The 23,535-nt window shown below is 38.7% G+C and carries 18 protein-coding genes; 15 read left to right on the top strand and 3 right to left on the bottom strand.

Going from position 1 to position 23,535, the window contains the following annotated elements; all coding sequences use genetic code 11:
- The first annotated feature begins 1 nt into the window (after position 1).
- From IEV85_RS10665 to IEV85_RS10600, 14 genes are all read left to right on the top strand, one after another.
- Entirely contained in the window at positions 2 to 3,511 is a 3,510-nt protein-coding gene (locus tag IEV85_RS10665) for a hypothetical protein (protein ID WP_188463109.1), read from the top strand.
- Positions 3,508 to 9,387 (top strand): DUF6443 domain-containing protein, encoded by a 5,880-nt coding sequence (locus IEV85_RS24870; protein ID WP_229712562.1) that lies wholly within the window; start codon positions 3,508 to 3,510, stop codon positions 9,385 to 9,387. Before IEV85_RS10665 ends, IEV85_RS24870 begins: the two co-directional genes overlap by 4 nt.
- A gap of 10 nt (positions 9,388 to 9,397) precedes the next feature.
- Entirely contained in the window at positions 9,398 to 9,970 is a 573-nt protein-coding gene (locus tag IEV85_RS10655; protein ID WP_188463107.1) for a toxin-antitoxin system YwqK family antitoxin, read from the top strand.
- Positions 9,971 to 10,952: 982 nt separating this feature from the next.
- Positions 10,953 to 11,216: an addiction module protein gene (locus tag IEV85_RS10650; RefSeq protein WP_229712561.1), complete on the top strand. Its 264-nt coding sequence runs from the start codon at positions 10,953 to 10,955 to the stop codon at positions 11,214 to 11,216.
- Positions 11,206 to 11,508: a type II toxin-antitoxin system RelE/ParE family toxin gene (locus tag IEV85_RS10645; RefSeq protein ID WP_188463106.1), complete on the top strand. Its 303-nt coding sequence runs from the start codon at positions 11,206 to 11,208 to the stop codon at positions 11,506 to 11,508. The genes IEV85_RS10650 and IEV85_RS10645 overlap by 11 nt, the downstream gene beginning before the upstream one ends.
- Positions 11,509 to 12,296: 788 nt before the next feature.
- Positions 12,297 to 12,629 (top strand): hypothetical protein, encoded by a 333-nt coding sequence (locus IEV85_RS10640; RefSeq protein ID WP_188463104.1) that lies wholly within the window; start codon positions 12,297 to 12,299, stop codon positions 12,627 to 12,629.
- A 456-nt stretch (positions 12,630 to 13,085) separates the two neighbouring features.
- Positions 13,086 to 14,828, top strand: a complete 1,743-nt coding sequence (locus tag IEV85_RS10635; RefSeq protein ID WP_188463102.1) for an RHS repeat-associated core domain-containing protein — start codon at positions 13,086 to 13,088, stop codon at positions 14,826 to 14,828.
- Entirely contained in the window at positions 14,828 to 15,223 is a 396-nt protein-coding gene (locus IEV85_RS10630; RefSeq protein ID WP_188463100.1) for a hypothetical protein, read from the top strand. Before IEV85_RS10635 ends, IEV85_RS10630 begins: the two co-directional genes overlap by 1 nt.
- A gap of 105 nt (positions 15,224 to 15,328) precedes the next feature.
- Positions 15,329 to 15,691: a hypothetical protein gene (locus tag IEV85_RS10625; protein ID WP_188463098.1), complete on the top strand. Its 363-nt coding sequence runs from the start codon at positions 15,329 to 15,331 to the stop codon at positions 15,689 to 15,691.
- Positions 15,688 to 17,244: an RHS repeat-associated core domain-containing protein gene (locus IEV85_RS10620; protein ID WP_188463096.1), complete on the top strand. Its 1,557-nt coding sequence runs from the start codon at positions 15,688 to 15,690 to the stop codon at positions 17,242 to 17,244. The genes IEV85_RS10625 and IEV85_RS10620 overlap by 4 nt, the downstream gene beginning before the upstream one ends.
- 5 nt (positions 17,245 to 17,249) lie before the next feature.
- Positions 17,250 to 17,777 carry a DUF6843 domain-containing protein gene (locus IEV85_RS10615; RefSeq protein ID WP_188463095.1) on the top strand — a complete coding sequence of 176 codons (528 nt, stop codon included), beginning with the start codon at positions 17,250 to 17,252 and terminating at the stop codon, positions 17,775 to 17,777.
- A gap of 722 nt (positions 17,778 to 18,499) precedes the next feature.
- Entirely contained in the window at positions 18,500 to 18,679 is a 180-nt protein-coding gene (locus IEV85_RS10610) for an integrase (protein ID WP_188463093.1), read from the top strand.
- A 67-nt stretch (positions 18,680 to 18,746) separates the two neighbouring features.
- Complete coding sequence (locus IEV85_RS10605) at positions 18,747 to 18,980, top strand: hypothetical protein (RefSeq protein WP_188463091.1); 234 nt, start codon at positions 18,747 to 18,749, stop codon at positions 18,978 to 18,980.
- Positions 18,980 to 19,276: a type II toxin-antitoxin system RelE/ParE family toxin gene (locus tag IEV85_RS10600; RefSeq protein WP_229712560.1), complete on the top strand. Its 297-nt coding sequence runs from the start codon at positions 18,980 to 18,982 to the stop codon at positions 19,274 to 19,276. Before IEV85_RS10605 ends, IEV85_RS10600 begins: the two co-directional genes overlap by 1 nt.
- A gap of 631 nt (positions 19,277 to 19,907) precedes the next feature.
- Here the strand turns inward: IEV85_RS10600 and IEV85_RS10595 are convergent.
- Entirely contained in the window at positions 19,908 to 21,305 is a 1,398-nt protein-coding gene (locus tag IEV85_RS10595) for an alpha-amylase (RefSeq protein ID WP_188463086.1), read from the bottom strand.
- A gap of 436 nt (positions 21,306 to 21,741) precedes the next feature.
- Here IEV85_RS10595 and IEV85_RS10590 point away from each other — a divergent pair, with 436 nt between their 5' ends.
- Positions 21,742 to 22,305 (top strand): 1-acyl-sn-glycerol-3-phosphate acyltransferase, encoded by a 564-nt coding sequence (locus tag IEV85_RS10590; protein ID WP_188463084.1) that lies wholly within the window; start codon positions 21,742 to 21,744, stop codon positions 22,303 to 22,305.
- 5 nt (positions 22,306 to 22,310) lie between these two features.
- Here the strand turns inward: IEV85_RS10590 and msrB are convergent, their stop codons facing one another.
- Positions 22,311 to 22,820, bottom strand: coding sequence for a peptide-methionine (R)-S-oxide reductase MsrB (gene msrB, locus IEV85_RS10585; protein ID WP_188463082.1), 510 nt, complete (start codon positions 22,818 to 22,820; stop codon positions 22,311 to 22,313).
- A 98-nt stretch (positions 22,821 to 22,918) separates the two neighbouring features.
- Positions 22,919 to 23,527, bottom strand: a complete 609-nt coding sequence (locus IEV85_RS10580; RefSeq protein WP_188463080.1) for a flavin reductase family protein — start codon at positions 23,525 to 23,527, stop codon at positions 22,919 to 22,921.
- Between the last annotated feature and the right edge of the window lie 8 nt (positions 23,528 to 23,535).

Here is a 23,535-nt window from a genome sequence, read left to right as displayed (position 1 = left end):
TATGTATACGAAAGAACTAATATTCGTTGTCTTTTTCCTATTTTCCATCTCCTCACTTCATGCACAGGAGGGAGTTAAAGAGCCTGAAATGGTTAATGTCCTCCCACCTACGCCTGAGGCGGCAGAGTTTTTAAAACGAGTCAATATTGAAGTAAACGAATTTGTAGGTAAACCAGATATTACTATTCCTATCCACAGTATCCAAATGAATGATTTTAGCTGGCCTATCAGTTTGAGTTATGATGCAGGAGGATTAAAAGTTGAGGAAGTAGCCAGTTGGGTAGGAGCTGGATGGACATTAAATGCTACAGGTTTGATAGGAAGAGTAGTAAAGCAGTATCCCGATGAGCTGGGGGCTAACCAGCCTGTGACATACAATCAAAAGCACGGCTACTTTTCTGAAGCAGCAGCTTTATTAATCAATGATGCCGGTGTTATTCAGCATGGTCAGATTACCAAGTACGATAACCATGATGGCCCTAATCCTGAACCCTCTAAGAAATACGGAACTGTCAGTTTTGCTGATTCACTTGCAGATGGTTTTATCGATACCCAACCAGATTTGTATTTTTATTCTTTTGGAAAGCATAGTGGTAAATTCTACTTTAATCATCATCGTGAATTAATTGAATTGGTGAAGTCAAATAACGAGTTTGTCAATTACCCTTTTCGGCATGCTTCTTATCCCGTGGAATTACCTGGAGAGGATTATTACTGGAGTATAAAAGATGACAAAGGTCTGGTATATGAATTCGCTAAAACGGAAAAGATTAAGTCGCAGATTGATGTTCCCTTGGGAGAGCCTGAGATCATGGATTATCAGAGCGCATGGTATTTAACGAAAGTTTATTCTTCCAGTGGCACCTTAACTTTTAATTATGCGGCTGATAATCATGTTTTAATGAAACCCTATATAGAAAACAGAAAATTTGGGTTTGGTAGTGCAAGTGAGCAAAATAATCTCTCCATTCAAAGAACAGAAACAGCAGGCTTAAGACTTAGCTCAATAGAGAGTAGCAAAGGTGATAAAGTGGAGTTTGTTTCCGGACCAGACAGGTTAGATTATGATGGAAAAGAAATATCGGAAATCAAAATTTACAAAAATAATGAACTGATTAATAGAGTGAAATTTCATTTAAGCTACTTTGGTACCAATAAGAAATTAAAGTTGGATTCCCTGAACAGCTTTAATTCAAACCTTTCAATTCCTCCCTATAAGTTTGAATATTTCGATGATCATCATACATTTCCTTCCAGGAATTCAAAAGAGCAGGATTTCTGGGGTTACTATAATGGCAATGGTGCTGCTACTTTAATTCCGGAATACAAGGATGATTATTACCATCTCAAGAATTTTACTGCTGACCGTTCACCCAATCTGTATCACACAAGAGTTGGTGCTCTAAAGAAGCTAACATATCCCACAGGAGGTTATAGTGAATTTAGCTACGAGCTGAATGAGGTATATGATGAAGAATTTCCTAAAACATATTTTCATAAAGTAGTAGCTTCTCAAGGTACTTCTTTGAACCCGAACGAAGATGAGGAATTCTTTCATATTCCTGAAAATGTTGCAGCAACCATAGAACTAGATATTTCACCTGATGGGATTGGGGCAAAAGCTTTAGCAGATATTTATAAAAAAAATGAAAATGGCTTATATCAGAAATATTATCCTATTACAGACAATGGGGTGTTCTATTCTAACAGGGTAATAGTGGAGGCTGGGGATTACAGGTTGCATGCTATCAATGATGGGGAGGGTAACAGAGAAAATATTTCAATATCAATTGAATATGAGCTTGAAGAAAGCATGATGAGGAAAGTCGGTGGTTTAAGAATAAAAAGTATTACTAAATTTGATGGGATAATAGATAATCCTAAAAAAAAGACCAACTATAGCTACCACTCCTTTGCTAATCCTCATTTAAGTAGCGGACTGCTCTTCATGGAGCCTTATTTTGGTGGATATATAACCGAATATTTACCAGGTTTTATGAGAGGGGATGAAATGACTAGCTTACCTACCTGTATTCAAATAAAGGACATAGAACCGGAGGTGTATCTTAATGTGAGTTCCTATGCTAATGTAATACTTGCTTACCAGGGAAGCCATGTAGGATATAGAAATGTCACCAAAGAAGAAGTTATTGAGAACCGAACGATAAGCGGTAGAAATTATTTGAAGAACGGTAAAACACAATTAGCTTTTTTTGCAGAGAAACTTACAGACGTATATAATCATCCTTTTGTAGATGTGGATTACTATAGTAATTTGAATGGAAGGCTTCAATTTGAGAAAAATTTTAGTGAGAATGGCTCTCTGCTATCCTCTAGAGAGCAAGTGTATTCAGATTTCAATTACGCTAATGAGGTAATATTGATAAACACCTTTCGCAAAACGAGGTCATTCTGCTATAAGGTATTGCCAGTGGGGTATTCTTCGATAAGGTTTAAACCTACTTTTAAATATTTGCAGAAATCAATTTCAGTTAGTCGGGATATACATGGGAATGAAGTGGAAACATCAACTGAATTTGTATTTGATAGTATGATTATTAAACCGGTAAAATCCTACACAATAGCATCTTCCGGTGTGGTGAAAGAGCGTTTTTATGAATGGGGGAATTTTGCTCATATAGGCTTATTGGCCTCCATAGCAGAATTCGAATACCCATCGGCAGATATTATATCCGCTAATATGGCAGACAAAGCATCGTACCGTAAGTATTATAAGAAATTTTCGTACCAGGGAACTCAGGTTTCAAGTATAATGGAGTGGAAAGCTGAAGCTAATGATGAAGTGAATTTTACTGCAAATGGGAAGGTGGCAGATAGCATTAACAATATGTTTAGTAAATTAGAAAGCACCTATATCGCCTCATTTGGAGCAGGAAATATAGAGAAGCAACATTACCCACAGCAGGGCGATACCAAAAAGTTATACCAATGGGGTTACAGTGGAAGTTATCCTATAGCCCAACTCCTTACTTCAGGGGAAAACGAGTTTTTTAAGCACTATAATTTTGAAGCAGATGGCAATACCCAAACAAGTGCCACAGGCTTGAAAGGTATGACCGGCCAGTATAGCATTAGTATAAGCAATGTGCCCGCAGAAGGCAGTTACTATGTGTCTTTTAAGGCAAAAAAGGAAAGCCAGGATGTAGAGGTAAGCCTAAGCGGTGGTGTCGGTGGCACTATTAACCAGGAAGTAACCAGTACAAAATGGCAATATTTTAAAAGATTGGTTGGCACCGGAAGTGTAGAAAGTACCATTACAATTTCTATTCCATCAGGAGCTATACTAGATGATGTAAGCATTTATCCTTCAGAAGCTGAACTGACTACTTTTACTTACGATGTAGGTAAGGGAGTATCAAGCATAACTGATACAAATGGGGCCACTCAATATTTTGAATATGATGCATTGGGAAGGCTGATTACCAAAAAGGATGACGATAAAAATGTACTATCTAAAGTATATTATAAATACAAAAACCAGGCAGAATGAAGAAGGTATTATTAGTAAGTATTCTTTACATGACCGTAATAAAAGCAAGTGCCCAGATATCGGGACAAACTTCCGTATGCCCGGGTCAGACCTATACTTATACAGTGACATCTCCTGGCGGAGGAATTGGATCAGGATTTTATGTATGGACTTTAAACGGATTAAGAGTAAGGGTAAATAGAGCTACCCCTCATATTGCAGATGTTACAATGCCTGCAACAGGGACATCCCATACTTTATCAGTTACAGTTAATATTACAGGAGAACCAAGCCAAACTTATAACCTTACACTTACCACTCCTTTTGCCGGGAATGCTTCAATTGAATCTTCTCCCACAGTCTGTTATAATGGAGGTGCACAAATAGCAGTCAATTTACAAAATCTGGGCTATGGAGGAACAGGTAATTTTCAGAAAAGAACAGGTACCGCCTGGATAGATTTAAGCAATATAGGAATCCCTATTTATGTTAATAATCTTACTTCTGATACTGATTTTCGCTATAAAGTAAGTAATTCATGTGGTACTCTGTATTCCAATATAGTTACAGTGAACGTTAATCCAGCCCTAAACCCCGGCAGCATCAATGGCACAAAAACCATATGTTATAATAGTTCAGCAGGTACTTTAGGCAATGCATCCACCCCAACAGGCGGAGACAATAGCTATAGCTATCAATGGCAGGTAAGTACCAGCAGCGGAGGAAGTTACAGTAATATCAGCGGGGCCAATGCTGCCAGCTATAGTCCCGGCAACCTAAGCGCCACGCGGTATTACCGCAGAAGGGTAGTTTCCTGTGGAGAAACCAAATATACCAATGTAGTGGCCGTTACAGTACGTCCTGCTTTGAACCCGGGAAGCATCAATGGTACCAAAACCATTTGCTACAATAGCCCGGCAGGTACTTTAGGCAATGCATCCACCCCAACAGGTGGAGACAATAGCTATAGCTATCAATGGCAGGTAAGTACCAGCAGCGGAGGAAGCTACAACAATATCAGCGGGGCCAATGCTGCCAGCTATAACCCCGGCAACCTAACCGCTACCCGCTATTACAGAAGAAGGGTAAGCTCTTGCGGGGAAACCAGGTACAGCAATATTGTTTCAGTTACTGTGCGGCCCACTCTGAGCCCTGGCAGCATCAATGGAACAAAATTTATCTGTTACAATACCTCAGCAGGTACTTTAGGCCATGCTTCTTCTGCGACAGGCGGAGATAACAATTATACTTATCAATGGCAGGTAAGCAACAGCAGTGGGGGAAGCTATAATGATATCAGTGGAGCTACTTCTACCACCTATAGCCCCGGCAGTTTAACTGCTACCCGTTATTACCGAAGAAGGGTGAGTTCTTGCGGAGAAACAAAGTACAGCAATGTGGTGACAGTAACAGTTGATAATCAAATCCAGGTTTCAGCTGGCAATACTTTTTCTATCTACCAGTTTGAAGGTAATAGAAGTTTAGTTAATACAGGAGAATCCCCTTCTGGAGGTGCTTTTTCCGGAGCCTATGTGAGCAACAATACTTTTAATGCGGCACAAAGTGATCCTGGCAGTAAAACAGTCACTTACACCTATACCAACGGGAATGGATGTTCCGCATTTGCTACCAAAAATATTACTGTGCTGGCCAACCCAACCATGAGCGTTCAGGGGGGCAATGAAATTGTATGGGGCGAGAACAAAGTACTTACAGTGCCTGCAGGCTTTAGCAGTTACCAGTGGTATAAAAATGGAGCAGCCATATCAGGAGCCACCAGCCGCTCCTACACAGTCACCCACCCGGGCACTTATTATGTGCGGATTACAGCTGCTTCGGGAGCTTCATTAAACGTTTCACCTGCCAATATTATCAACAAAGCCTCTCAGCAGAATGAAAACTTTGTGCAGACCATCAGCTATAAGGCCCCGCGAAAAGAAGGGGAGGCCGTCTCCACCATAGGAGAAGTAATGGAACAATTTACCTATTATGACGGACTCGGCAGACCAATGCAAACCTTACAAACGCAAGCTTCTCCCAATAGAAGGGATATGATTAAGCCCATAGACTATGATGAGTTGGGCAGGATAAGCAAAGAATACCAGCCTTATGCAGCCAATAAAAATGACGGGGTGCTGGATCATTCTGCATTAAGAACTACAGGTGGAAATTACCAGAGCTCCAACCAATTCGGCTTCTATGAGGGCACTGAAAGTAATGTAGCTTCAACAGCTTATCCCTATGCAGAAATAGATTACGAGCCTTCCCCCCTCAACCGACCTGTTGCACAGTATGCCCCGGGAGAAGACTGGGCAAAGGAACAGGGAAATGTACCCGTTACCACCGACTATTTAATCAGCACTACTGCAGATAATGTAAAGCGCTTTACCATAGTCAATGGTCAGTTAACTAAAAGCACGCCTTATGGCAATGGCGCGTTAGAAAAACTACTGGTCACAGATGAAAACGGAAACCAATCCGCCACCTTTACCGATGCCTTTGGCAAAACATTGCTGAAGCGTAATTACGGAGAGGGTACTGATGAGTTTGATACCTACTATGTGTATGATATTTTTGATAATCTCAGGTTTGTCATCGCACCGGAAGCTTCCAGGCAAATTACGGGCACTTCCGGAACTGTGGATAGTAATCTTTTGGCTCAATTTGTCTTCCAATACCAGTATGATGGCCGCCAAAGAATGATATGGAAGAAAGTACCGGGGGCTGAACCAGTGATCATGGTCTATGACGACCGTAATAGATTGGTGCTTACCCAGGATGGAGAGCAAAGAAAGGATAGTCTTTTTAGTTTTACTAAATACGATGTGCAAAACAGACCTGTTATGACGGGTGAAACAGAAATCGTTTATTCATTGGATTCCATCAGAAATAGGTTAGCCAGAGGGAAAGAGAAGGTAGTCGGAGGACAACAATTTATAGATGAACTTTATGAGGTATTTTCCAATAGCCCTCACCACTATGGCTATACCAATAACAGTTATCCGTCCGTAAGTGAAGCAGACATCTACACCGTTACCTATTATGACAACTATGATTTCCGACCTGCTGCTGAAATGGATGGCAGCACTTACGACTATTCCGCCAATGGAGTAACCAATGAGTTTGCTCAGAATAATTTGGTAAAAGGGCAGGTGACAGGCAGCCTTACCCGAGTGTTAGGTACTGAAGAAATGCTGGGCAGCATCAATTACTATGATGAGCGCTACCGCCTGGTACAAAATATCAGCCAGCAGCCCGGAGGAAAACTCATCAGCACCAATAATGGCTATGATTTTGCAGGCAACCTGAAAAAAACCAAAACCATTTATAGTATAGGAGCCGAGACCCAAACCATTACCGAGACCTTTACCCACGACCATGCCGACCGACTGATGACGGTTACTCACCAGGTAAACCAGGAGGATCCTGTTTTAATGGTCTCCAATGAATACAACGAGCTTGGGGAACTTATCACTAAGAACCTGCATGATGAAGGGGGCCACAACTTTGCTCAGTCGGTGGACTACCGATACAACATCAGGGGCTGGCTGGAACGCATTAACCATGCCGACCTGAGTGCAGATAATGCCAATGAAGCTCCTGACCTTTTCGGGATGGAGCTGGGTTATACAGATGATTTGGGTTTAAGTACCCCATCACAAACTATAGAAGCTCAATACAATGGTAATATTGCGGCTGTTAAGTGGGGAAGTAAACGGAACGATATGGCTGAGTCAGAAACTATACATCAAAATGCCTATGGCTATGCGTATGATCCTTTGAACCGCATTCTACAGGCAAATTTCTTTGAAGGTGCCAGTTATAGTGGCAATGCGAAGTATCAATTGGAAATTCCTAATAATGGTTATGATATGAATGGTAACATCATGTTCCTCAACAGAAATGATGAAAGTGCTGCTGCCATGGATCAACTTACTTACCACTATACCGGAAACCAGCTCAGCTATGTTGAAGATGCCTCCAATAATGAAGCAGGATTTAAAGATGGTAATTCTGGTATGGACGATTACGATTATGATGACAACGGCAATATGATTCAGGATTTGAACAAGGGTATTAGTGAAATAGTCTATAATTACCTAAACTTACCGAAAGAAGTAATATTTGCTGGAGACAAGCAAATCAAGTATATTTATGATGCTTCGGGCACAAAACACCGCCAGGAGGTATATGAAAACAACACTTTGATAAAAGCTACAGACTATATTGGCTCTTTAATACTGGAAAATGATGTTTTACAGTTTATCCAGACTGCGGAAGGGCGCATAGTACCTCAAGAAGTAGATGGAGAAGAGAAAAATGAATACCAGTACCACCTAAAAGACCATTTAGGCAATGTGCGTACCACCTTTGCGGTAAGGGAGGATGACTATCCTACTGATTTTGAGACAGATGGCAACCCTTATTTTGATAATTATGATCAAATAACCAAGCTTACAAGCGCCTTAAAAAGAAGCGGAAACTCCACTCATAGACTTGCAGGTGGTAGTAATGAATCAGTGGGCCTGATGAAGTCATTGTATGTAAGCAAAGGCGATAAAGTAAAAGCAGAGGTGTACGGCAAATACATAGCAGCCACGGGCCAGGACGATGCCATTAATACAAGTGCTTTAATTACTGCTTTGGTGAACATGCTTTCGGGCGGTGCGGTAACGGGTGAAGGCAATTTAGTGTCTGATAACTTGACTTCCAGCTATACCTCGGCAGCTATAGCAGACAACTCCAATGAGCAAAGCCCGAGGGCTTACCTGAACTACATTATGCTGGACAAAGACTTCAACTACCTGAACAGTGGTTTTGACAGGCTAAGCACCAGCGCAGAAGATCCGGGAGATGGAAGCGGTACGCACCAGAAGCTCTCTTTTGAGGAAATACTCATTGACCAGGATGGCTATTTGATCGTGTTCCTGAGCAATGAAAGCCAGCAAACAGTTGAGGTGTTCTGGGATGACTTTAGGGTGGATCATCACCATAATGCGGTGATACAAGCCTCAGATTATTTTCCCTTTGGCCTTGCGTTCAACGAGTATAAAAACGAATTTAGCATTGAGAACAGGTATTTGTACAATAGCTTTGAAAAGCAGGTAGAGTGGGGAGTGTATGACTACCAGGCCAGGTTTTACGATCCTGCTTTAGGACGCTTTTTAAATATTGACCCGGCAGCTGATTTGATGCGAAGACATAGTCCTTATAATTATGCATTTGATAATCCGATTAGGTTTACGGATCCTGATGGAATGATTCCGGATTGTCCTACTGGAAATTGTGAGGATGCAGTTTCAGAAGTATATAATGAAATCCAGGCTACCGTGGGAGCAGTTGCGGATGCTATAAGTGGGGCTGTTGGTAGGGCAGGCGAAAGGTTGAATAGTTTGTTTAACGTTTCTGCACCAGAAGTCTCTTTACCAAGTGATGCATCACTTGAAGGAAACGGGGAGTCACAACCAGGTGGTATATCCATTACCTTAGGTAGTGGAGTAAGTTCGACTAAAACTACTTCTGAAAGCCCTGCAAGGGAAATGGATGGGAAAGTTTTGCTAATGGCAATGGGGCGTTCTGGCGCAGGCAAGCTTAAGCCAGCTCCCGATGATCCGTCTGTATGGATGGCAAATGTATTGGGGAAAGCTAAAGCTGTAGTTGAAAAAGTAGTAGAGGGAAATCCTTCTTCAAATGAGAACGGGGAAAATAGAAGCAAATCAGGTACGTCAGGTAGTGGAAAAGAGATTAAACTTGATACTTTGAGAAAAATAAGGTTTATTCAACCTAGCGGTAGAGCTGGCTTTGATTTACAAATAAGGAGAGACTTTGGAAATGATGAAGTAGATACTGTCGAAATAGAATATATTTATAGAAATGCGGGAGGAAGTATAAATTAAAAGCTGTAAAATGAAGATTATTAAATTAAGTTGGATTGTTTTTTTACTCCTTGTTCTTGCTGCTTGTTCCGAAAAAGAAGAAATAAAAGAATATTTTGATTCGGGTGAGCTCAAATACACAGGAAATAAAATTGAGGGTAAAAGGCAAGGGGAATGGTTATTTTATAATAAAAGTGGAGAGCTTACTTACAAACTTTTTTATAGCAATGACTCATTAAATTTTAGGCAAACTTATATCAACGGGAACCTTGCTATTGAAGAAGAGCTATCTGATTCCATAAAACATGGAGTTTTAAAAATGTATTATGAAGATGGAAGTTTGAAAGCATTGACAAATTATGAATATGGGAAAGAGCAAGGATTGTCTGAAGATTATTACCCAAATGGAAAAACTAGAATATCATACATAAACAAAGGGGATGATGTTATTGATTTTAAACAATATTATCAAAACGGGAAATTGTTTGTAGAAGCAGATGATTTTGGTAATGGCATTAGCACTTTTTATGACTCTTTAGGTAATAAAACTTATGATATTTTATATGAGGATAATTTGATAGTAGATACAGTAAAGGTTTATTAGTTTTTTTACTTATAAAGCTAAGTAAGATAATGCGCCATTATAAGGATAATGCTTTTGGCTATTATATAAGCAGGTTTTAATGGTTGAGCGCTGTTGAGCCTAAGGCATAAAAGAGCATAGAATTTAGAGAAAGAAACTGTTATTTGCATAGTTGCGTGAAGCAATATCCATTCAATAAGTAGTAAGACCACCATGCTGAGAATTACAGTAGCAACTATGATCCCTAAAAAATTGTTTTCGATCCCCAGCATTTTTAATTGAGGATCGATTGGGAATGGGACACAAACTGAGTCGAGAAAGTTTGAATAATAGGTTCCGAAGTGAAGAGGCTAAAGAACCATAATAGGAATAAATCAGCACCAATCAAGAGAGCAAATTTAAACACGCTTTTGAAAAGGAGTTTAATATCTCCCATCATTCTTTTTTTATGCGTGAAATAGAAAGTAAGCGGGATAAGAGCTACAAATTGATAAGCAAAATAGAGTGGAGCCCGCCCGATCATGGCAGTGATGATAGTGAGGATAAAATGTAGGATTAAAACGAGAAGGGGAACTTTATAGAACTTACCAAACAACTCAATATTAGATTTATCCCTTAAATGCTGTAATAAGTTTAATAGAACGATAGTCAATCTACCTTCCAGCCTTTACAATATCTTTTTGGGCAAACTTGGAATTAATACTATCATAAAAGGAAAAGAAAATAAGTAATAAAAAGACACAGGGATATGCATAAAAGGATCGTTAAGCGGTTATAGAAACAGCAACCTTTGTTGCAGAGTGCACACCAGTTCAGGGCAAGTGTGAACACTTTATGGTTGAAACAATACAACATCAGGGAAGTGCAATGTATGGCAGGACACAGGCATATCTTCAGTACAGAAAGCTGTTTACAGAATGATATGGAATGCTTGAAAGAAGAAGTAGACAAGTTCCATCCTTTGGGGTGAGGAACCTAAATAATTAAAATAATCGTTACCTTTATGAGAGAAATATTAAGTACGCGAATGGACATACAATCTGTTAAAATCGATCTTATACACTGGCTTACTGAGCTTCAGGACAAGTCTACCCTTAAAAAGCTGCAAGGACTAAAAGAGCAGCAAGAAATTACTTTTGAACTGAGTGCAGAACAAAAGAAGGAGTTAGACAGCAGGCTTGAAAAGTATGAAAATGGAGAGATGAAGTTTTCCTCTTGGGAAACAGTAAAAGACAGGATAAGAAACCGCGCAAAAGATGACCTATAATTACCAATTATCCGAAGAAGCTGAGTCGGATATTTATGAGTCATATGTTTGGTATGAAAAACAAAAGACAGGCTTAGGAGAAGAATTTTTAAGGGTGCTTGATGCAGCTGAAAAAGCGATACTCAACAACCCAAAAACATATCGTGTTCGTTACAAAAAGAAAGTCAGGGCTTTTGTGTTAGACCGCTTTCCATACTTGATTTTGTATATAGTGAATGGCAATGATATTGATGTTATATCAGTATTTAATACCAATCAACATCCCAAAAGATGGAAGAAACGAGTAAAGTAGTTCCTGGTATAAAACACATCCCAATTATTTTTTGCGTATCAGCCTGTTTACCGCTTGAAGGCGGTACGCTCCCAGCTTATGGCTGGTAGCGGAAAAGCGGTGTGCCTGTGGTGCGCCTGCCAAGGCTGCAGTCCGGAAAAATGCAAATTTTCACGCCTTAAAACATGCGCTGTACTCTGATTTTAGTTGATAGACCACCCACTTAGCAAAAAAGCATAAGCAGGTAAATCGGCATCAGAGTACAGCGCATATTTAGCCGACCCTCAAAAAGCCCATTTGCATTTTCCTCCCTTTGCTTGCCATCCGCTCCTCGGCACGTCTGTTCCCTTTTATTTTTTTGTTGATTGATGGGCCTGCGGCAGCAAGGCAAAAAAACAAAACCACAGCCAGAGTTAGGCGGGCCTGCGACCACCGCCAGACACTGCCAAACGTGCTCGTTCCTCACACTCCCCTTGGCAGGCTGGCTGGTGGTACCCGCAAGGGCCCGCATAGCAAACAGTGTAGGTAATTGTAATCTAAGTAGTTTTAAGCAATCATCATCAAATCTTTAGTGGGTAGAATCCTTCCGCGCTCTGTTGGCTGATTTACATTTAATGGAGTGTGGCAGTTCGCTTGGAGCATCCCGGAAAAAACCAAACGGCTGGAAAGAGCCTGCTTAACAAAAAAGAGAAATGATGAGCCGTTTAATTTTTTCCGGTATGTTTTACTTACTGAAGCTTGTAAAAAAATTGTCCTCTTTTTACTGAAGTATATTTTATTCCTTTACAGCTCATCAAAATTATAATAAAATGAAAAATGATTATTACAAAGAAAGTGGGGAAATAGAGGCTTTTTTAATAGGGCTACTTAACCCAAAGTTAGGATCAAAAACCTATAAAGATCTGAAAGGGGCTTATCAAAGTATTAAACTGAATGAAGAAGGGAGTGGGTTTTTAAAGCCTGCTCAGCAGCGTAAGGAAGTAGAAAAGCTTTTAAAGTACTTTGGTAAAGCGATTGATTTACTAATTAAAAGAAACCCAGAAATGAAGAGCAGAGGTGAAAACCTAAAATCACAATTACATCAAATGACAAGTTCCAATGATATCTGGTATCTATATGAACAAGTTAGAAAGATGAAATAAGAAACGTTTTTATGAACGATGTAAAAAATAGCCAAAAAATCAACACCAGTTTTTTGCATCGCTCATAAAAATGAAACAACCGAAGGGCGTTAGGCAAACACAACCGCAGTTATCCAATCGCGAAGCACGCGAGCCGTGAGAAAGCGGCCCCGATCTTTTATCGGGGCGGCTGCCGAGCAAAACGCAGCGAGCCAGGCACATGGTGAAGCTTATGCATTTTAAGGAAGTGCCGCAGGGGACAGGAAGCAAAAAACATGACAAGCTTAAGGGATGAAAGAGGGCAAGCAGCTTGGCGGGTTTTATTGCCCTGCCTGACTGAATGCATGTGCTGAACACCTTATAACTGCGACCATCCCCATTATGAATATCAAGTAAAATTAGTATCTTGAAAGCGCATTGGGCTGTTTAAAAATACCATATCGACCGGGAGGGACAGGCATAGAAAAAAAGCTGATTTTGGCAGGGGAAGCCCTGGAAAAAAGCGGAAAAGCGCTAAAAATGTGCTTAAAGGACTATGAGTACCACCTAAAAGACCATTTAGGCAATGTGCGGACTACTTTTACCACCAAGCCTGAAACAGAAGTATTTGAAACTAGCTTTGAAACGGTAGAGCAGCCTTTGTTTGATAATTATGCAAAGCAAAACAGAGATGTGAGCTATGCCAGAACAGGAACTTACAGCAGCAGGCTAAGCTCAACTGATAACCAGTTAATAGGATTGGCAAAAAGCTTAAAAGTATATCCGGGAGATACCGTAAATGCCACAGCTTATGTGCGCGAACTGGCAGGCACCGGAGGAAATATCAACAACCTGTTTACCATGCTGGCACAGGGCTTTGCAGGAGCCTTTGCCAATACGCCTATAGGTTTGGAAGGTAACCTGAATAGCTTTTCAGAATCACTTTACCCAGAGGTAGGTACAGGCGGACTGATGAACAAAGACGATAGCGATGCCACGCCTAAGCTGTACCTGAATATGCTTTATTTTGATAAAGATATGAACTTCATTACAGCCAGCTTTGCAAGGTCTTCCTCTGCAGCCACAACAGGATTTGAGGAGTTAAACCTGGAGGTTGTAGTACCGAAGGAAGGCTATATGCTTATTTATGTAAGTAATGAAGAAGAGCAAGCCAATATTGCTTATTTTGATGATGTGAATGTTACCCACAAGCACTCTAAAGTGGTGCAGGAAAATTCGTACTACCTTTTCGGGTTAGAGCATTCTGTGAGTTATCAGAGGAATTATACCAAGAGGCAAGCATTTAAATACAATGGAAAGGAAGAGATAAGCGATTTTGGACTAGGAATGATTGATTATGGATGGAGGTTTTTTGATCCTACAATTGCACGTTGGTCGGCAATCGACAATATGGCTGAAAAATACTATTCTTATTCTCCATATCACTATGCTGGCAATAATCCTGTCAGAAATATAGATATAGATGGTAATGAATTTACAAATTCTGCATGGGTATATGTTAAGCAGTTATTAGACGACTTAGATTCTAGAGTTGACGATTTGACTAACAAAATTGATGGGAAATTACAACAGCTTCTGTCTGGTGTAAATAGTAGAGGTAAAAGCTTAAGCGATAGAAAGAAAGAACGTCTACAAAATCAAATTGGTGATTTAAGAGGTAAAGTAGAGGGTTATTTATCAGTTGCATCTGGTATCGGAGAGTTAGGGGCTTCTGATCAAGTTTATGATATTCAAACTAGTAATTCACTAAATGAGCCTGGTGCAGTAGCTGGTACAGGAACTGAAGTTGGGGGAGCTGGATTTGATTTTTCTACTGGTGTATTTTCTATTACTCTACCAAGTTCTGCTGGCTCATCTTTTATTGCTCATGAGTTGCAGCACGCATATCAATTCGAAACTGGGAAATACAGCGTAGGTCCAGAACTAGGAAATCAAAATCCATTTCAGAATTTTTTATATGATCAACATGATGAACTTAATGCATATAATCAATGGGGAGCTTTGTTCAATGGAAAGTCGTATAATAGTGTATCTTCTTTACCAGCTAGGTATTCTGGAGTTGCAACAGGACCTGTTGATGCAACAACTCACCCAAATGTGGGAATGTTGTTGAAAATGAGCTTACCAGATAGTAAACAGAGAACTACATTTCAATCAATTGCAAACGGGACAGGGCATGCATTTAGAATTAATGGAAAAACATATTATAAACAGAGATAATGAAGAAATTAATCTTAATATTAACAATTGTTGTTCTTTTTTCATGTTCAATCCAAAAGAAGAATATAATAGGGCAATATAATAGCTCATGTGCCTTATATGGTAATCAAGCCTCTATTGTTTTAAAAGTTAATTCTGATAGTACATTTAGTTATGCTAGGCCATATGTTGAAAATCTTATAACTGGAAATTGGAAAGTAGTGAATAGAAAGCTTATTCTTGACTCTCCTGAATTCAGTGATTCTTTAAATTCTGATTATTTGCCAAAAATAAAATATACATCAGCATATAATGTAGATGTTTATTTAGTGAAAAATAATAAACTATTAAAAGCTGATGAATCTGGGTTTACTAAAGAATGTCATTTAGTCAAAGTCAAATCTTACTCTAATTAATTCATGATTTGACTATTTTAGTAACTTGATAAAAACTACAGATTATATCGGAGCCATGATCATGGAAAATGATCCCCGCTGGCGCACGCGTTTCGCGTGTGTCCATTGCCTACCAACCAACCCGGCTATGGCTTTGATTATGACAAATTAAACCGTATTTTAGGAGCACAGCCGTACGAGAAAGTGACTGCCTTTAACCAAAGCCCTAACTTTAGAATGAGTGTTTCAGGATATGATTTTAATGGGAATATACTAGGACTTACCCGAAAAGATGCCATTTGTGGTGATATGGATAACCTTCAATATGCCTATGACAATTCCAACCAGCTGCAGAAAGTGAAAGACCATCTGGGCATCGCACCACCTTTACCACCCAACCTAAAGAAGAGGTTTATACAACAAGCTTTGGGACAGCTTCTGTGCCGGAAGCTTATTTTGATAATTATGATGAGCAGAACAGGGATATGAGCTATTCCAGAACAGGAACTTATAGCAGCAGGCTAAGCTCAACTGATAACCAATTAATAGGATTGGCTAAAAGCTTAAAAGTTTACCCGGGAGATACCGTAAATGCCAAGGCTTACGTGCGCGAACTGGCAGGCACCGGAGGAAATATCAACAACTTGTTTACCATGCTGGCACAGGGCTTTGCAGGAGCCTTTGCCAATACGCCTATAGGTTTGGAAGGCAACCTGAATAGCTTTTCAGAATCACTTTACCCAGAGGTAGGTACAGGCGGACTGATGGATAAAGACGATAGCGATGCCACGCCTAAGCTCTACCTGAACATGCTGTATTTTGATAAAGACATGAACTTCATTACAGCCAGCTTTGCAAGGTCTTCCTCTGCAGCCACAACAGGATTTGAGGAATTAAACCTGGAGGTTGTAGTACCGAAGGAAGGCTATATGCTTATTTATGTAAGTAATGAAGAAGAGCAAGCCAATATTGCTTATTTTGATGATGTGAATGTTACACACAAGCACTCTGCCGTTATACAGGAAGAGAGCTATTACCCCTTTGGGATGTCGCAACACTACAGCTATCAAAGGGAACTTACTAAAGAGCAGCGTTATACCTACAATGGTAAAGAGTCCATCACTGATTTAGGCTTAGGCTGGCTTGACTTTGGTGCAAGGATGTATGACGCAGCACTAGGCAGGTGGTTTAATATCGACCCAATGGCTGAAAAGATGTATTCTCAATCAACATATAACTACGCATTTAATAATCCAATGCTTTTTGTTGACCCAGATGGAATGTTCCCAATTATTATACACGTTAGAAGTTTTGTTCCAACAAAGCGTTTTGTTTTATACAATCAATTTGCTGGAGATAATAGAGGATTTAGCGCAAATAATAGTGCAAAATCTAGGTTACATCAAAGAACATTCTACGATACAGATAATCCTAACCAGTTTAACTCAACAGCTGAAGGAACATTTAGTCATAGTTCTTATGGTGCAATGGGTTATTCAAGAGGATATGTTGATGATTTAGCTGCTTCTTCTGGTGGAATAAATACACATTTATATGGCAGTAATGCAGCTTTATTAGTAGCTCCTATAGCTCCAGGTATGCCACTACATTCAATTGATTCGAGCTCTATTACACCTGATATTGATATTCATTCAGGGTTAAATGTGGAAGTCTCTCAATTAGATGGAGGAAACCAACTACTTAATATTAGCGGCAATATAACTGGAGATGCTTTTCCAAATGCAGAGGCTTATGTGGAGGATGCTAATGGAAATACTATTTTCCTTGGAGCATTCGCTACGGCAACTAGTGTACAGACAGGAATGTTTACTCATTTGCCAGGAAATGGTGATAGTCCTATGATGATGAATATTAACCTTTCCATTCTAACAAATAGTGATGGTATTTTTCAAGGAATACAAGCTGGAGATAAAACTATTTCTATTGATGAATGGAACAAGAATTTTGAAAGTTTAAGTGTTGATGAATTTAGAGAAAAGTATGGAGATTATTATAATCAATTATTTGGAGGTCAAAATTAGATGATATGAAAAACTTAATTTTAACTTTAATATTAGGGTGTTTATTTTTTAGTTGTGTTGAAGATGGGGAAGATTCCATACGATTAATTCCTAAAGGCTATGAAGGGCCTGTTTTAATAATTTTTAACCAATCTGAAGGAGAACCCAAAGAATATGAGAATGGAAAACGAATTTATAGGGTTCCTGAAAGTGGTGTTTTAAAAACGCAATTTGAATCAAATTATGGTCTTCAAAAACATCAGTTCTTTTATGTAGATTCATTAGGTAATAGAGAAGAAATCCCGTTTATTATTGTTCAAGAACAAGATTCATTATCTAAAGTTAATGATAGAACAAAGGTGTATGCTTTTGGAGAAGGAGCAATTGGAAATACAAAAAAGTATGGTTCTAATGAAGAGCTGCTATATGAAACACCGCCTGCAAAAATATTTGTTATTAATAATTTAGTTGATGTCGAAGAAGCGTTAAGAAAGAAAGGTTGGTTTTTAAATAAACTCCATTCATCAGAAGTACAAAAAATCATAAGAAATTGATAGGAAGTAAATGAATAGTATAAAAGCAGGTTTTAATGGCTGCGCACTGTTGAGCCTAAGGCATAAAAGAGCATAGAATTTAGAGAAAGAAATTGTTATTTGCATAGTTGCGTGAAGCAATATCCATTCAATAAGTAATATGACCACCATGCTGAGAATTATAGTAGCAACTATGATCCCTAAAAAATTGTTTTTGATCCCCAGCATTTTTAATTGAGGATCGATTGGGAATGGGACACAAACAGAATCGGTAAAGTTTAAATAATAGGTTCAGAAGTGAAGAGGCTAAAGAACTATAATAGGAGTAAACACGCACCAACCAAGAGAGCAAATTTAAACACGCTTTTGAAAAGGAGTTTAATATCTCCAATCATTCTTTTTTTATGTGTTAAATAGAAAGTAAGCTGGATAAGAGCTACAAACCCATAAGCAAAATAGAGCGGGTTTTGCCCGATCATGGCCGTGATGATAGTGAGGGTAAAATGTAGGATTAAAACGAGAAGGGGAACTTTATAGAACTTACCAAACAACTCAATATTAGATTTATCCCTTAATGCTGTAATAAGTTAAATAGAACGATAGTCAATCTACCTTCCAGCCTTTACAATATCTTTTTGTGCAAACTTGGAATTAATGCTATCATAAAAGGAAAAGAAAATAAGTAATAAAAAGACACAGGGATGCATTAAAGGATCGTTAAGCGGTTATAGAAACAGCAACCTTTGTTGCAGAGTGCACACCAGTTCAGGGCAAGTGTGAACACTTTATGGTTGAAACAATACAACATCAGGGAAGTGCAATGTATGGCAGGACACATGCATATCTTCAGTACAGAAAGCTATTTACAGAATGATATGGAAGGCTTGAAAGAAGAAGTACAACAGTTCCATCCGTTGGGGTGAAAATCAATAAATGAAACTAAAATACAAAATGAAAATGTTATCTTTACGAAAAGCAAACTTAAAAAACATGGACATACAAGCTACAAAACTTGAGTTGATGCAACTGCTGTTAAACACTAAGAAAGAAAAAGTGCTAGAGCGTATAAAGGAAGTTTTTGAACAAGAAGAGGTTGATTTTTGGGATGAACTGAGTCTTGAAGATAAGGCAGCGATAAATGACGGGTTGGAGCAGTTAGATAACGGAAAGCATGTATCCCATGAATCTGTAAGGGAAGACATCAGAAACCGTTTTAACTTCTAGTGGCACTTACTGTGCGTTATTCACTTCGTGCAAGGCAGGAAGAAATAAAATTATTGGAGTACATTTTGGAGAAGTTCGGTCAAAAATCAGCTAAAGAAGTATATCAAAAGATAGAGGAAGTACTGGATATTATTAGTGGAATGCCTGAAATTTATCCTGCTTCCAGAAAACAAAAAGGGCTAAGGAAATGTGTGTTTAGTAAGCAAACCAGTCTTTACTATCGAATACAGGACGATTACATAGAAGTAGTGAGTTTTAGAGCCAATCGAAAGAGTCCTAAGAAATTTAAATCATAACCCCGTTCCAAAGATTTACCCCGCCAGCTGGTCGGGGTACGCTCCCAGCTTATGGCTGGTAGTGGAAAAACGGTGTTCGTCCGTGTCCTCTCCATACCAAGGTCCACTCGCTCTCTGCACCGCTGGCGCACGCGTTTCGAGTGTGTCCATAACCTGACTGCCATACATCATGCGGGACAAGGACTTCAACTCCCTGAACAATGGTTTTGACAGGCGAAAGCCAGCAAACTAAATCTGGCTTACATTATGGTTTGGATAGGGTATGGATATAAAGCAAAACTAGCCGATTTTTAAGCAGTAAGAAATCAGAGGCTGTCACAATATTTAACTTTTGAGACAGCCTCTTTTTAATTTATTTTATTTTCTCTTCCAACCCTTTTAAACAAAACTGGGTCTGATAATAGTCAACTTAATTTTACTATCATGAAGAAATTTTTTGCGTTGCTTTTATTACTGCTATTTGTGGCCTCAACTATTGTTTTTAGTGAAACTAATTATAAAAACAATAATACAAGCAAGATAACTAAAGGGTGGTTGTCAAGCCTTTTAGCTTATTAGTATTTATTTTAGAATAAATGCTATCCTAAACCAAATAACTCAATATAGGATAGCATAAGTTTTAACTATGATATTACTTAACCGACCAAATTGAATAACTGTTGGGAGGGCATTGAATCTTCACCCATTGATCTCCCTGCGTAGTGGGTTCCCAATTAGAATTACCTGTGTAGTCCTTTATTATAGTATTGCTCCAGTTGGTTTGAATCCATCTTTCCGTCCATTGATTGGAATCATTTAAATACACTACAACGCCAGGGCTGCCATTTCTTCTGGCAATGTATTCATCATTGTCTGCATACAAAATACTTGTATTGCCTGTAGCCAGATTTCTATGAATCCAGATGAGGTTATTTAGTTTATTTTTGTCCAGCCATTCTTCGTAATCTTTATAGAAAAGTGTAGGATAGCCTTCATGAGTGAATATATAGGCATAAGCGTGCATTTTATCGTAAATCTCATCCGTGTCATGATTCGCAACGAAAGTAACTGCCTTTTGTGCATCCCTCTTCCATAGCATATCACCATTTAATTTAGTGAGGTCATTACCGTCAAAAGCTTCTTCCATTTTATAATAGCAAGCGAAGTCAAATGCTGAAGATGTGCGGTTTGTGCTGTTTACCCAGTCCTGCAATTTCTGCGCATTCCCATCCCAGTATTCACCTACTGAAAAGCCCCCAACATTATTATTCCATTCACGGACTACCCATCCTCCAAAACCTTTCACATAGTCGAAGCGCCATCCATCAAACCCAATTACATTTTTGTAATACTTACCAACACCATCACTTCTATTCCAAAGCCAATCCTGTACGTAAGGGACTGAATGGCTTAGATCCGGAAAGCCCCCGAAAACACCTTCATCATAACCTACAATGTTATTAGGGTGAAAATCACTTGCTGACCGGTAGAACTTTCCTGAGGCCGGATTGAAATCTGTATAAGTACTTGTTCCTGTAAATGGATTACTTTCAGATTGTCCTCCGCTATTATGATTTAACACGATATCTGCATACACCTGAATATCATAATTGTGAGCAGTATTTATTAAGCTTATAAGCTCTGCTTTTGAACCGAAACGAGTCTCAACAGAACCGTTTTGATTGTATTCTCCTAAGTCGAAGTAATCAGAAGGGTCGTATCCCATTGAGTAGGGGCCATTCATAGCCTTCGAAACAGGTGGAAGCCAAATGGCCGATATTCCTGCTGCATCCCAGGAGGCAAGCTTACTTTTTACAGTATTATACCAATTTCCACCAGCGGGTACATCCCAGTAGAAGGCCTGCATCATTACTCCACCTCCTGGTCCCGGGTTTCTTTGTTGCGAATTAGTATTACTGATAGAGTCATTATAGTAAGGATCAGTAGCAATTCTGTCAGAGACAGGTGCTTGAATTGCTTCCCTGTCGTTGCAGCTTAATAAGATGCAGAATACAAGTAATTTTACGCCATTTAAAACTTGTTTTTTCATTATTGTAAAGTTTGGTGAGGATCAAATGAACGAAATAATAAATGGAAAAAATAGGTATTCGTAATATTAAATTATGCAAACGTTACCGCAATCGTTTTCGAATTAAACTTGAATAAATCATATTTTGAAAATACCAGGAGAAATGGAAATTTCTCAAAAAAAATAGTTTGAATGGGGTTTGTTCAATTCATTTTCTATCTAAACATGCTCTGTGATTTGATCTATCTTATAATCGTATAATATTATCTTTTGGGGCAGGAAGTCTGCTCACAAAATAAGATTTCATTAACTTTTATAAGTACGTAGCTTACACTATTGAAATTGGTGTTTTTTCTATTGGACATCCATTTGGTAAGGTTTTTTAAAAATATTTAGAAAATCAGTGATTAAAATTTGATCTTTGGATCTCGATTAAAAGTAAAAACGATTCAATTTTATGGGCTACTATTTCTCTAAGTTTTTGTTCTGGATATTTGGTTGGAAGGTGGACGGAGTTATCCCTAAAGGTATTGAAAAGGCTGTGATGATTGCAGCTCCTCACACCTCCAATTGGGATTTTCTTTGGGCACGATGCGCCTTTTTTATAATGCGCGCCCCCGTTCGCTATACAGTAAAGAAAGAGTTGTTAAAGTTTCCATTAAATTTAATTCTTAATCCGCTGGGAGCCATTGGAATTGATCGGACGAAAAGAACACCCGGAAAATCAAAGCTTTCTATGACTGAAGCCATGATCCGTCTTTTTGACGAGAAGGATAAGTTAATTGTGCTGGTTACGCCTGAAGGTACAAGAAGTTATGCTCCTGAGTGGAAGACAGGTTTTTACAGAGTAGCTGAAGGTGCGAAGGTTCCTATATTATGTGGTTACCTTGATTATAAAAACAAAAGGGCAGGAGTAGGCCCTATGTTTGTTGTAGATGGTCAATTTGAAAAGCAATTAGAAGAAATAAAACAGTTTTATCGGCCTATTCAAGGTAAATACCCTGAAAATGGTGTTAAATAAAATTTCTAGTCAGCAGGTATAAAATTAAGAGAAACGGAATTTAAACAATAACGTAAACCTGTAGGCTCTGGTCCGTCAGGAAAAACATGTCCTAAATGACCACCGCAGGTTGCGCAAACCACTTCAGTTCTTTTCATTCCATAAGAATTGTCAGAAACTTCCAGCACGTTTTCAGAGTTTAGCGGTTTATAAAAGCTAGGCCAACCTGTTCCACTTTCAAATTTGGTTTCTGAACTAAACACTTTTGTTCCGCAAGCTACACAGGTAAAAATCCCTTCTTTCTTAAAATCATTGTATTTCCCTGTAAACGCCCTTTCTGTACCCTTCTCTCTCAATACTTCATATTCCAAATTAGAAAGTTGATTCTTCCATTCTGCATCTGTCTTTTGTATTTTAAATTCATGTGCAGCTGGTGTAGTTTTCTTCTCAGAGCTTTTATTATTTTTCTGAGCGCAAGATTGAAACCCTAATACACATAATAATATTCCTGCTAATGCAAATTTCCCTATATTCATAAAAACTTATTTCTGGTTTCTGGATTTCACTTTGTAATAATATTTACTATATACTCTTTTTCATCAAGAATGGTTTTTAAACTTTTAAATCCTGGAGACTATGTTCGGGAGTAGGAAAGTTTATTTAATACTATAGCTTCTAAATAAGTGTCTAAGCCTGAAATGGCGACAGTTTCTGCTGCCGGATGGTCAACGCTTCCATCTTCGGAAATAAATTGCTCAGCAATACTCACCTTCAAAACCTCACCAACAATTAATCGCGTGTCGTTGGCATGAATGAAATGTTCTTCAACAAACTTTAGCCCGATTTTTATTTTGCTCTGCTGAACAAACGGAACAGGAAAATCTGCTAGATATTCTTCATTTAAGCTGCATTTTTCAAATTCAGAAACATTTCTTTCATACTTAGCAGAAGTTTGATGAGCTTCTTCAAAGATTCCCTTATGAATTTGATTAATCGTGTAATAACTTGAGTGTAGAATGTTGTTGTAAGTATGTCTTTCTACAGTGGTAGGTCTCAGAATAAATCCCATTAACTGTGGATTGGCTCCAATATGAATAACAGAATTAAAGATTGCAAGATTACTAATCCCTCTTTCTGAGATTGTGCTTATCAGATTTGCACTTTTATAACCACTTAAAGTATTAAATAGATTAGCTCTATACCGGCTGTCTAATTGTTTTATTTCTTCCTGATTAAATTCCATTGATTTTT

This window comes from Marivirga lumbricoides (assembly GCF_014636295.1).
Taxonomy (GTDB): Bacteria; Bacteroidota; Bacteroidia; order Cytophagales; family Cyclobacteriaceae; genus Marivirga; species Marivirga lumbricoides.
The sequence above is the reverse complement of the archived record's forward strand: the minus strand, read 5'-3'. Positions and strand labels throughout refer to the sequence as shown.

Excerpts from the sequence above, each read along its gene's own strand:
- IEV85_RS10665 (WP_188463109.1), top strand. The coding sequence starts at position 2 with ATGTATACGAAAGAACTAATATTCGTTGTCTTTTTCCTATTTTCCATC.
- IEV85_RS24870 (WP_229712562.1), top strand. The coding sequence starts at position 3,508 with ATGAAGAAGGTATTATTAGTAAGTATTCTTTACATGACCGTAATAAAA.
- IEV85_RS10655 (WP_188463107.1), top strand. The coding sequence starts at position 9,398 with ATGAAGATTATTAAATTAAGTTGGATTGTTTTTTTACTCCTTGTTCTT.
- IEV85_RS10650 (WP_229712561.1), top strand. The coding sequence starts at position 10,953 with ATGAGAGAAATATTAAGTACGCGAATGGACATACAATCTGTTAAAATC.
- IEV85_RS10645 (WP_188463106.1), top strand. The coding sequence starts at position 11,206 with ATGACCTATAATTACCAATTATCCGAAGAAGCTGAGTCGGATATTTAT.
- IEV85_RS10640 (WP_188463104.1), top strand. The coding sequence starts at position 12,297 with ATGAAAAATGATTATTACAAAGAAAGTGGGGAAATAGAGGCTTTTTTA.
- IEV85_RS10630 (WP_188463100.1), top strand. The coding sequence starts at position 14,828 with ATGAAGAAATTAATCTTAATATTAACAATTGTTGTTCTTTTTTCATGT.
- IEV85_RS10620 (WP_188463096.1), top strand. The coding sequence starts at position 15,688 with ATGAGCTATTCCAGAACAGGAACTTATAGCAGCAGGCTAAGCTCAACT.
- IEV85_RS10615 (WP_188463095.1), top strand. The coding sequence starts at position 17,250 with ATGAAAAACTTAATTTTAACTTTAATATTAGGGTGTTTATTTTTTAGT.
- IEV85_RS10605 (WP_188463091.1), top strand. The coding sequence starts at position 18,747 with ATGGACATACAAGCTACAAAACTTGAGTTGATGCAACTGCTGTTAAAC.
- IEV85_RS10595 (WP_188463086.1), bottom strand. The coding sequence starts at position 21,305 with ATGAAAAAACAAGTTTTAAATGGCGTAAAATTACTTGTATTCTGCATC.
- IEV85_RS10590 (WP_188463084.1), top strand. The coding sequence starts at position 21,742 with ATGGGCTACTATTTCTCTAAGTTTTTGTTCTGGATATTTGGTTGGAAG.
- msrB (WP_188463082.1), bottom strand. The coding sequence starts at position 22,820 with ATGAATATAGGGAAATTTGCATTAGCAGGAATATTATTATGTGTATTA.
- IEV85_RS10580 (WP_188463080.1), bottom strand. The coding sequence starts at position 23,527 with ATGGAATTTAATCAGGAAGAAATAAAACAATTAGACAGCCGGTATAGA.